This is a genomic window from Vibrio ouci (assembly GCF_004551525.1).
In the GTDB taxonomy this organism is placed as follows: Bacteria; Pseudomonadota; Gammaproteobacteria; order Enterobacterales; family Vibrionaceae; genus Vibrio; species Vibrio ouci.
The window spans coordinates 1-740 of record NZ_SATR01000257.1 but is presented as its reverse complement, the minus strand read 5'-3'; the positions used below and the strand labels follow the sequence as shown (position 1 = coordinate 740).

The window sequence follows — 740 nt, the reverse complement described above, 5'->3', positions numbered from 1 at the left end:
TAGTGTACCCCACGAAAAGTGGACACAACATAACTACACACTTTCGAACTCGGCTGGACTCACATAGCCCAACGCTGAGTGCTTTCTATTTCGATTGTAATAGATCTCAATATATTCGAAGATCCCCATTCGAGCTTCTTCTATATCTTGGTAGTCTTCTGCATATATCAGCTCGACTTTCAGTCGACTGTAGAATGACTCCATCACGGCATTATCCCAACAATTACCTTTACGGCTCATACTCGGCACACCTCCATGCTTACGCATGAAGTCCTGATAATCATGTGCTCTGTATTGTACACCACGGTCTGAGTGGATAATGACGCCTTTAGGTGGCTTGCGTGACTTGAACGCCATTTTCAGTGCATTCGTAATCAGTTGAACCGTCATCGTCGTATCTAACGACCAACCAACAATACGGCGTGAATGCAAGTCCAGAACCGTAGCTAGGTAGAGCCAACGGCTCTTCACCCAGATGTACGTAATGTCAGTCACCCACTTTTGATTAGGGCTCTCTGCTTCAAAGTCTCTACGTAATAAATTATCAGCTACATTGGTCATCGCTGCCACATCCTTAGTGTATTTGAACCCTATACCATTGCGTGCTTTGATACCCTTTTCTTTCATGATATCAGCAATATAGTTGACGCAGCAGGCATAGCCTGCTTGATTCAGCTCATCGGTGATTCGAACTGAACCATAGCGAGCACGATGCTTCGCAAAGGTACACATGACTAACT

The 740-nt window shown here is 44.9% G+C and carries 1 protein-coding gene; it reads right to left on the bottom strand.

The features are described 5' to 3' along the window. Window positions 1-33 precede the first annotated feature (33 nt). A partial coding sequence (locus ELS82_RS25535) for an IS3 family transposase (RefSeq protein WP_134837827.1) occupies window positions 34-740 on the bottom strand: 707 nt, incomplete at its 5' end.